Genomic DNA, 9417 nt, shown 5'->3' on the forward strand with positions numbered 1-9417 from the left:
CCCCCCCCCCCCCCCCCCCCCCCCCCCCCCCCCCCCCCCCCCCCCACCCCCCCCCGCCCCCCCCCCCCCCCACACCACCCCCCCCGACAGGTGCCGGCGGGTGGGGGTCGGGGTCAGCGGACGGCGAGGGTCACGCCGCCGCGGGCCGGGACGAACTCGCCCACGACCGGGTAGCCCGGCACCTCACCGGCCACCAGCAGACCGCCGGAGGTCTGCGCGTCGGCCAGCAGCACCAGTTCGTCCTCGCCGGTGCGCCCGGCGTCCAGCGACGGGCGCACCCAGTCCAGGTTCCGGCGGCTGCCGCCGGGCACGAACCCGGCCGCCAGCGACTCGCGCGCCCCGTCCACGTACGGCACCGCGGCGGCGTCCACCACCGCGGTCACCCCGCTGGCGCGGGCGACCTCGTGCAGGTGCCCCAGCAGGCCGAACCCCGTCACGTCCGTGGCGCAGCGCGCCCCCGACGCCAGGGCCGCCTCCGACGCCTGCGCGTTCAGGGTCGTCATCACCGCCACCGCCTGCTCGAAGACCTCCCCGGTCTGCTTGTGCCGGTTGTTCAGCACCCCCAGGCCCAGCGGCTTCGTCAGCGTGATCGGCACCCCCGCCACCGCCGCGTCGCCCCGCAGCAGGTGCTCCGGGTCCCCCGTGCCGGTCACGGCCATCCCGTACTTCGGTTCCGGGTCGTCGATGCTGTGCCCGCCGCCCAGGTGGCAGCCGGCCGCCGCGGCCGCGTCCGCGCCGCCGCGCAGCACCTCGCGCGCCAGTTCCACGGGCAGCACCTCGCGCGGCCAGCCCAGCAGGTTCACCGCCACCAGCGGCGTGCCGCCCATCGCGTACACGTCGGAGAGCGCGTTCGTCGCCGCGATCCGCCCGAACGTGTAGGCGTCGTCCACCACGGGGGTGAAGAAGTCCGCCGTCGCGATCACTGCCAGCCCGCCGCGCACCCGCACGACGGCGGCGTCGTCGCCCACCCCGACCAACAGGTCCTCGCCCGGCAGCGGCGCCAGTCCCGCCACCATCTCCTCCAGCTCCCCGGGGGGGATCTTGCAGGCGCAGCCGCCGCCGTGGGCGTACTGCGTCAGGCGCACCGTCGCCGTGGGATCCGTGGTCGTCACGGCGCTCACCGTAGGCCCGCCCCGCCCGTGTGGCAGGCTGGCCCCCGCACGCTGAGCACGGAGGCGTACGGGTGCCTGGTGGCCCCCGCGGTCTTCAACACCGACGTGACCGAGCACCTCGGTCAGGTGGGTTCGATTCCCATCCGCCTCCGCCAGCGCGCGCCCCCGCCGCGGTGCACGTGCCCCGGGGGTAGGTTCGGCCACCGTGCCCGCCGCCCAGCCCGAGAGCCCGCCGGACCCGCGCCGCGCCGTGCCCCGCACCGACGCCGTCCTGGCCGCCCCCGAGCTGGCCGCCGCCATCGGCGCGCGCGGGCGCGAAGCGGTGAAGGACGCGGTGCGCGAGGTGCAGCAGCGGGTGCGCGCCGGGCAGGTCGACCCGGGTGACGTCGTGCCCGCGGTGCTCGCCGCCCTGCCCGCGCCCTCCACGGCGCGGCGCGTGCTGAACTGCACCGGCACCGTCCTGCACACCAACCTCGGGCGCGCCCAGCTGGCCGCCGAGGCCGTGGACGCCGTCGCCACCGCCGCCGGCGCCACCGACGTCGAGATGGACCTGGCCACCGGCCGGCGCGCCCGGCGCGGGCGCGGCGCCCTGGCCGCCCTGCGCGCCGCGGTGCCCGACGCCGGCGACGTGCACGTCGTCAACAACGGCGCCGCCGCCCTCGTCCTGGCCGCCACCGCGCTGGCCGCCGGCCGCGAGGTCGTCGTCAGCCGCGGTGAGATGGTCGAGATCGGCGACGGGTTCCGCCTGCCGGACCTGCTGGTCTCCACCGGCGCGCGCCTGCGCGAGGTCGGCACCACCAACCGCACCACCCGCGCCGACTACGCCGCCGCGATCGGGCCGGACACCGGCATGGTCCTGAAGGTCCACCCCTCCAACTTCGTCGTCACCGGTTTCACCGCCGGCGTGGACACCGGGGACCTGACGGGCCTGGGCGTGCCCGTCGTCGTCGACACCGGCTCCGGGCTGCTGGCCCCCGAACCGCTGCTGCCCGCCGAGCCGGACGCCGCCACGGCCCTGCGCGCCGGCGCCGACCTGGTCACCGCCAGCGGCGACAAGCTCCTCGGCGGCCCGCAGGCCGGGTTGCTGCTGGGCCGCGCCGACCTCGTCGAGCGGCTGCGCCGGCACCCCCTGGCCCGTGCGTTGCGCGTGGACAAGCTCACCCTCGCCGCCCTGGAGGCCACCCTGCGCACCACCGCCACCCCCACCCACCGGGCCCTGCACGCCGACGTCGCCGTCCTGCGCCGGCGGTGCGCGGCGCTCGCCGGTGCCCTGCGGGAGGGCGGCGTGGGCGCGGAGGTGGTCGACGCCGCGGCCGTCGTCGGCGGGGGCGGCGCACCCGGGGTGGAGCTGCCCTCCGCGGCCGTCGCGCTGGACGAGGCGCTGGCCGCACCGCTGCGGCTGGGGGAGCCGCCCGTCGCGAGTCGCCTGGAGCGCGGCCGGCTGCTGCTGGACCTGCGCTGCGTGGACGACGCCGCCGACGCGGAGGTCGCCGGCGCCGTGCTGCGCGCAGCGCGGGGGACGGGGGCCTAGGGGTGCACGTCGTCGCCACCGCCGGTCACGTCGACCACGGCAAGTCCAGCCTGGTGCGGGCCCTGACCGGCACCGACCCGGACCGGCTCGCCGAGGAGAAGCGCCGTGGCCTGACGATCGACCTGGGGTTCGCGTGGGCGCAGGTGCCCGGCGCGGGCACCGTCGCGTTCGTCGACGTCCCCGGCCACGCCTCGTTCGTGCCCACCACCCTGGCGGGGGTGGGGCCCGTGCCGGTGGCGCTGCTCGTGGTGGCCGCCGACGGCGGGTGGATGCCGCAGTCCGCCGAGCACCTGGCCGCCCTGGACGCCCTCGGGGTGCGCCACGGGCTCCTGGTCATCACCCGCGCGGACCTGGCCGACCCCGCCGGCGCCCTGGCTGCCGCCCGCGAGCACCTCGCCGGCACCACCCTGGGCGAGGTGCCGGCCGTGGCGTGCAGCGCCGTCACCGGTGCCGGCCTGCCGGAGCTGCGCAGCGCGCTGGCCGGCGTGCTGGCCGCGGTCCCGGTGCCGGCCGCCGACGCCCCGGTGCGCCTGTGGGTGGACCGCGCCTTCACGGTCCGCGGCGCCGGCACCGTCGTCACCGGCACGCTGGGTGCCGGCACGCTGCGCAGCGGCGACGAGCTGGACCTGGCCACCGCCGGCGGGATGCGCCGCGTGCGGGTGCGCGGGCTGCAGAGCCTGGAGCAGGACGTGGCCGAGGCCCGCGGCGTGGCCCGCGTCGCGGTGAACCTGCGCGGCGTGGAGCGCGGCGACGTCACCCGCGGCGACGCCCTGCTCACCCCCGGCTGGTCGGTGCGCACCGGCGTGGTCGACGTGCGCTGCCCGGGCGGGAACGCCGGCGCCGATCAGGAGCCGGAGCCGCTGCCCGCCCGGATCGTCGTGCACGCGGGTTCCGCCGCGGTGCCCGCCCGCACCCGCCCGCTGGGCACCGACGGGCCCGACCTGCTGGTGCGCCTGCAGCTGGCCGCGCCGCTGCCCCTGGTGCTGGGCGACCGGCTCCTGCTGCGCGACCCCGCCCGCCACCTCGTCCTGGGCGCGGGCGTCGTGCTGGACGTGCGTCCGCCCGCGCTGCGCCGCCGCGGCGCCGCCGCGGCCCGCGCCGCCGATCTGCACGGCCTGCACGGGGACCCCGACGAGCTCTCCGAGCTGCGCCGGCGCCGCGTGGTGCGCGGCGCGGACCTGCGCGCGATGGGGGTGGACGTGCGCACCGCACCGGTGGCGGGGGACTGGCACGTCGCACCGGGCCTGCTGGAGCAGGTCGCGCAGCGGCTGGCCGCGCTGGTCGCCGAGCACGCCGCCGCCGACCCCCTGCAGCCCGGTCTGCCGGTCGAGGAGGCGCGCCGGGCGCTGGCCCTGCCGGACCGGGCGCTGGTGCAGGCCGCCCTGCGCCCGCCGCTGCGCGTGGTCGAGGGGCGCGTGGTGGCCGGTGCGGCCGCCGGGGAGCTGCCACCGCGGGTGGCGCGCGCCGTGGCCGCCGTCCTGGACGACCTCGCCGCCCGCCCGTTCGCCGCTCCCGACGCCGAGCGGCTGCGGGAGCTCGGCCTGGGGCGCAGCGAACTGGCCGCGGCCGTGCGCGCCGGGCGCCTGGAACGCGTCGCCGAGGGCGTGGTGCTCGCCCCGGGGGCGCTGCGGCTGGCCGCGCGGGAGCTGGCGGGTCTGCCGCAGCCGTTCACCGCCAGCCAGGCCCGCGGGGCGCTGGGCACCTCCCGCCGGGTCGCGCTGCCGCTGCTGCAGGCCCTGGACGCGGCGCGCCTGACCGCCCGCGACCCCGACGACCGCCGGCGCGTGCTGGCCGGGGCGCGCTGACCGGTTCCCGCGTGCGGGCGGGGCGGGCCCCGTGGGCCGTCCGGGGGGTGGTGCGCCGCCACGCGGGTGAGTGCGCGTTTGAGCACACTGCCGCAACGTGATTGCGTGGTCACACTGGGACCGCGTCCCCCGCGCCGGGCGGCGCCGCGCGACGCACCCGGAGGACCGGCCCGTGAGCACTCCCCAGCCCCACCCGCTGCCCGAGCAGAGCGGTCCCCGCGTCGTGCGCCTGCAGCCGGTCCTGGCCACCGCCGTGCCCGCCACCGGCCTGGTGGCCTCCGTGGTGCTGTACGCCCAGGCCGGCCCCGGGACGGCCGCGCTCGTCGCCGGCGGTGCCCTGCTGACCGGTGCCGCGCTGCGCTGGGCGCACCGCACCGCCGCCCTGGCCCGCAACCTGCGCGCGCTGGGCCTGAGCGTCCCCGGCCGCGAGGGGCGGGACGAGGTGCACGGCTCCCGCGTCCGCAGCGCCGAGGCGGTGCTGCCCGCTCGCGGCGAGGCCGCCTGATCGCGCCCGCCCCGGCCGCCGGCGCGCCACCCCCCCACCGCCCGGCTCGCCCGCGGCAGCGCTACCCCCTTCCCCGGCGCTGACCCGCCGGTGCACCGCGCAGCGCACCCGATCGGGTGACGCCTGAGGTTGCTGAGGTGCCGCCCCTGCGGCAGCGTGTTCCCCTTGTCACGCAGTGCAGTGACGCGCGAGGCTTCGACGATCCGGGGACGGGCGCCGGTCAGTGCCGGTGGGGAGGGAGGGCAGGCCATGCCGCTGTGGCCCTGGTCAACGCGTCACCGGGCCGGTGACGACGTGCGCGCCCGCGTGGTGCCCTGGGCCGTGGCGTCCCCGCTCGTCGTCGTGGGCGTCGTGGCGCTCGCCCAGCGCCTCTTCGAGGGCCCGCCCAGCCTGGCCACGCTGCTGGCCGCCCTGTGCGGCGGTCTCGTCAGCGCCCTGCTGCTGCTCCTGCTGGCCGTGCGCTCCGCCGAGCGCGTGGACGAGGAGGCCCGCCAGCGCCAGGACCTCCTCGACGCGGCGCTGCGCCAGGCCCTGCACGACCCGCTCACCGACCTCGGCAACCGCCAGCTGTTCACCGACCGCCTCCAGCACGCCCTGGCCCGGCGCGGCTCGCGCGGCTGCGCCGTGCTCTACCTGGACCTGGACGGCTTCAAGAAGGTCAACGACACCCACGGCCACGCCGCCGGCGACGCCGTGCTCATCGAGGTAGCCCACCGGCTGCGCGCCGCCGTGCGCCCGGAGGACACCGTCTCCCGCTTCGGCGGCGACGAGTTCGCGGTGCTGTGCGAGGACCTCGCCGACGACCTGACCGCCAGCCGCATCGCCGAGCGCGTCGTCTCCTCCATCGCGGACCGCCCCGTCACCGTCGGCCCGGACCGTTCGCTGAGCATCACCCCCAGCGTCGGCATCGCCCTGGCCAGCGACGAGGGCGACGCCTCCAAGCTGCTGCGCCGCGCCGACGCCGCCCTCTACCGCGCCAAGGAGGGCGGCAAGGCGCGCTCGGAGCTGTTCGACGAGCACATGCAGGCCCAGGCCGTCGACGCCTCCCAGACCGAGGTGGACCTGGCGATGGCCGTGGAGCAGGGCCAGCTGCGGCTGCACTACCAGCCCATCGTCGACCTCACCGACGGGCACGTGCAGGGCGTGGAGGCGCTGCTGCGCTGGCAGCACCCCCGCCGCGGCCTGCTGCACCCCGGCGACTTCGTGCCGCTGGCCGAGCGCACCGGCCTCATCGTGCCGATCGGGCAGTGGGTCATCCGCGAGGCGTGGCGCACCCTGTCGGAGTGGTACGCCCGCGAGGGCGACGACTGCGGCTTCACCGTCTCCGTCAACGTCTCCCCGCGCCAGCTGGCCGGCGGGCAGCTGCTGGACGCCGTGGCCGCCGAGCAGCCGCCCGGCGCGGCCGGCGGCGCGCTGCTGGTCGAGGTCAGCGAGGAGCTGCTCGTCACCGACGCCAACGCCGGCTTCAGCACCCTGCACGCGCTGCGCATGATGGGCGTGCGCGTCGGCGTGGACGACTTCGGTCGCGGCGTCTCCTCCCTGTCGCACCTGCAGACCATGCCGGTGGACCACGTCAAGGTGGACCGGCACTTCATCGCCGGCCTGGGCCGACGCCGCCAGGACGAGGCCGTCGTCGCCGGCATCATCGGCATGGCCCGCAACATGGGCGTCGGCGTCATCGCCGAGGGCGTGGAGACCCCCGAGCAGCTGGGGGCGTTGCGGCGCATGGGGTGCGACGCCGCGCAGGGGTTCCTGCTGGCCCACCCCGGCCCTGTGCTCGACCTGGACCGCGCCCTGCCGGAGGCCACCACCGGGATGCTGCACGACGTCCTCGACCTGGACCGCGCCTCGGGTGACCTCGGTGCCCGTGCCGCGGCCCGCCCCGCGCTCACCGGCGACACCGCCGCGCGCTGACCCCTTCGAGCTGCCGCCGGTCGACCCCCACCCGTGGTGATCTTGCGAGTGTGAACGCTCAACCGTGCATGATCACCACGGGAAGGGAGCGTCGGGTGGAGGGCGGGGTCGGGTAGCGTCCCGCGGGTGCCGCGGATCGAGCTCGACGACCTGACCGACGAGCGGTACGCGGACCTGCTGCGCGACTACACGCACCTGAAGGACGTGCAGCTGCGCGCCCGCCGCGAACCCGCCGAGGGCCTGTTCCTCGCCGAGGGCGTCGAGGTGGTCCGCCGGGCGCTGGCCGCCGGTCACCGGCCCCGCTCTTTCCTGCTCAGCCCCACCCGCGCCGCCGAGCTCGCCGACGTCCTGCCGCCCGAGGCCCCGGTGCTCGTCGCCCCCGTCGAGGCGTTCGCCCGGCTCACCGGTGTGGACCTGCACCGCGGGGCGATCGCCTCGATGCACCGCCCGCCGCAGCGCGACACCGCCGGTCTGCTGGACGCCCTGGGGCCCGGCCCGCGCCGGCTCGTGGTCCTGGAGGACGTCGTGGACCACACCAACGTCGGGGCGCTGTTCCGCTCGGCCGCCGCGTTCGGCGTCGACGGCGTCCTCGTCAGCCCGCGCTGCGCCGATCCGCTCTACCGGCGCAGCGTGCGGGTGTCCATGGGCACCGTCCTGCACCTGCCGTGGGCGCGCGCCACCACCTGGCCCGGGGACCTGGACCTGCTGCGCCGCAACGGCTTCACGGTGGCGGCGCTCGCGCTGGCCGACGACGCGGTGGCCCTGGGGGAGTTCACCGCGCCCGAGCGCCTCGCGCTGCTGCTGGGCACCGAGGGCGACGGGCTCAGCCGCCGGGCGCTGGCCGGTGCCGACCTGGCGGTGCGCATCCCCATGGACGAGCGGGTGGACAGCCTCAACGTCGCCGCGGCCAGCGCGGTGGCGCTGTGGCAGGTGCGTCCGCGCTGATCCCCGCGCTGACACCCCCGCCGACGAGGCGGCGCAGGGCGATCCACGCGAGCGGCGCGTACGGCGCGACCAGCAGCGCCGGGGTCAGCCGCAGCTCGGTGAGGCTGCCGCCGGGCACCGAGACCACCCGGTGCTCCAGCTGGGCGGCCAGCGGCCCGGCACCCACCCGCCACCGCCAGGTCCGTGAGGCCTCGTCCACCGCGGTCACCCGGAACGGCAGGCGCACCCCCAGCGGCGCCCGCACGGTGCCGGTGACGCCGACGGCGATGCGCGGTGCGGAGCAGTCCACCGCGGTGATCTGCGGCGACCACGACGGCCAGCGCGCCGGCAGCGCGTAGTCCTCCCACGCCCGCGCCGCCGAGCGCCGGCCGCGCGCCACCAGCAGCACCGTTCAGACCCGCAGGGCGAGGTCGGTGACCTCCGCGCCCGGCAGCGCGGCGACGTCCGCGCCGCGCACCACGAGCTTGGAGCGACGCACCCCGGAGCCGATGAGCACCCACGGCGACTCGGCCACGGCCCGGTCCACCAGCAGCCGCCAGCCGCCCGGCAGCCCCACGGGGGTGATGCCGCCGAACTCCATGCCGGACTCGGCCACCGCCCGCTCCGTGGGCAGGAACGACGCCTTGCGCACGTCCAGCGCCTTCTTCACCGCGCCGTTGACGTCGGCGCGGGTGGTGGCCAGCACCACGCACGCCGCCACCCGCTCGGCGCCGTCGCGCTTGCCGGCCACGACGACGCAGTTCGCCGACCCCGCCAGCGGCACCCCGGCCGCCTCCACCAGCGCCGCCGTGTCCGCGACGTCGGGATCGATCGCGCACACCCAGGCACCGTCCGGCAGCGCCGCGGCCACCTGCGGCGCCAGCAGTTCGGGGTGCTCGGCCGCCGGGAGCAGCTCCAGCGTCCCGGCGACCTGCTGCGCCCCGGCGGGGGCCGCGCTCACCGGGAGTAGACGGGGGCGAGCGTGGCGCGCGCCAGCACGTGACCGAGGCTCATGAAGGCCGCGACGGTGGGGGTGGCGCCCTCGGGCAGCTCCAGCGAGGCCACGTCCAGGGCGTGCACGGCGAAGACGTAGCGGTGCGGGCGGTCCCCGGGCGGGGGAGCGGCGCCGGTGTAGTCGGCGGTGCCCATGTCGTTGCGCAGCACCGTGGCGCCCTCGGGGGCCGGCTGCGCGCCGGCGCCGGTGGGCAGGCTCGTCACGGTGGTCGGCAGGTCCACGACCGTCCAGTGCCAGAAACCGGCCGGGGTGGGGGCGTCGGGGTCGAAGACGTTGAGCAGGAACGACTTCGTGGCCTCGGGGAAGCCGGACCAGGACAGCTGCGGGGACGTGCCGCCGCTCGCGTGCGCCTCGGCCATCGGCTCGCCGTCGGCGACGTCGGTGGACGTCAGCGTGAAGGACGGCACCTTCGGCAGCAGCGAGTACGGGTCGGGTGCGACGGGGCGCTCGAGGTCCATGGCCCGACCCTACGAGCCACGCCCCCACCCCGCAGCCCGCCCCCGGGGTGCACACCCCCCTGCCGTGATCTTGCACGGTTGAGCGCTCACCCGTGCAGGATCACCGCGGTGTGCTGGGTGGGGAGCGCGACGGGCCCCCGCCGCTGGGTGCGG

Annotated in this window: 9 protein-coding genes and 1 tRNA gene; 6 read left to right on the forward strand and 4 right to left on the reverse strand. The window is 78.0% G+C overall.

Annotation, left to right across the window (positions count from 1 at the left end):
• Window positions 1-113: 113 nt before the first annotated feature.
• Window positions 114-1121: a selenide, water dikinase SelD gene (gene selD, locus ACRYR9_RS18785; RefSeq protein WP_432491173.1), complete on the reverse strand. Its 1008-nt coding sequence runs from the start codon at window positions 1119-1121 to the stop codon at window positions 114-116.
• A 50-nt stretch (window positions 1122-1171) separates the two neighbouring features.
• Between selD and ACRYR9_RS18790 the strand changes: the two genes are divergently transcribed.
• The 6 genes from ACRYR9_RS18790 (at window position 1172) to ACRYR9_RS18815 (ending at window position 7812) form a co-directional block, all read left to right on the forward strand.
• Window positions 1172-1267: transfer RNA gene (locus tag ACRYR9_RS18790), tRNA-Sec, on the forward strand.
• 50 nt (window positions 1268-1317) lie between these two features.
• Window positions 1318-2643, forward strand: a complete 1326-nt coding sequence (gene selA / locus ACRYR9_RS18795) for an L-seryl-tRNA(Sec) selenium transferase (protein WP_432491171.1) — start codon at window positions 1318-1320, stop codon at window positions 2641-2643.
• Between the two features lie 2 nt (window positions 2644-2645).
• Window positions 2646-4448, forward strand: a complete 1803-nt coding sequence (gene selB / locus ACRYR9_RS18800; protein ID WP_432491169.1) for a selenocysteine-specific translation elongation factor — start codon at window positions 2646-2648, stop codon at window positions 4446-4448.
• Window positions 4449-4620: 172 nt separating this feature from the next.
• Window positions 4621-4953 (forward strand): hypothetical protein, encoded by a 333-nt coding sequence (locus ACRYR9_RS18805; protein ID WP_432491167.1) that lies wholly within the window; start codon window positions 4621-4623, stop codon window positions 4951-4953.
• Window positions 4954-5247: 294 nt separating this feature from the next.
• Window positions 5248-6867, forward strand: a complete 1620-nt coding sequence (locus ACRYR9_RS18810; protein WP_432491165.1) for a putative bifunctional diguanylate cyclase/phosphodiesterase — start codon at window positions 5248-5250, stop codon at window positions 6865-6867.
• A gap of 126 nt (window positions 6868-6993) precedes the next feature.
• Complete coding sequence (locus ACRYR9_RS18815) at window positions 6994-7812, forward strand: TrmH family RNA methyltransferase (RefSeq protein ID WP_432491163.1); 819 nt, start codon at window positions 6994-6996, stop codon at window positions 7810-7812.
• Here the strand turns inward: ACRYR9_RS18815 and ACRYR9_RS18820 are convergent.
• Genes ACRYR9_RS18820 through ACRYR9_RS18830 form a run of 3 tightly spaced genes read right to left on the reverse strand, consistent with a single transcriptional unit; the run spans window position 7760 to window position 9264 of the window.
• On the reverse strand, window positions 7760-8200 hold the full coding sequence (locus ACRYR9_RS18820) for an SRPBCC family protein (RefSeq protein WP_432491161.1): 441 nt from the start codon (window positions 8198-8200) through the stop codon (window positions 7760-7762). The genes ACRYR9_RS18815 and ACRYR9_RS18820 overlap by 53 nt on opposite strands.
• A 3-nt stretch (window positions 8201-8203) precedes the next feature.
• A complete protein-coding gene (locus ACRYR9_RS18825; protein WP_432491159.1) occupies window positions 8204-8752 on the reverse strand; it encodes a YbaK/EbsC family protein in 549 nt (182 codons plus the stop codon).
• Window positions 8749-9264, reverse strand: a complete 516-nt coding sequence (locus tag ACRYR9_RS18830; RefSeq protein ID WP_432491157.1) for a YbhB/YbcL family Raf kinase inhibitor-like protein — start codon at window positions 9262-9264, stop codon at window positions 8749-8751. The genes ACRYR9_RS18825 and ACRYR9_RS18830 overlap by 4 nt, the downstream gene beginning before the upstream one ends.
• Window positions 9265-9417 lie beyond the last annotated feature (153 nt).

This window comes from Kineococcus auxinigenes (assembly GCF_050871525.1).
GTDB lineage: Bacteria > Actinomycetota > Actinomycetes > Actinomycetales > Kineococcaceae > Kineococcus.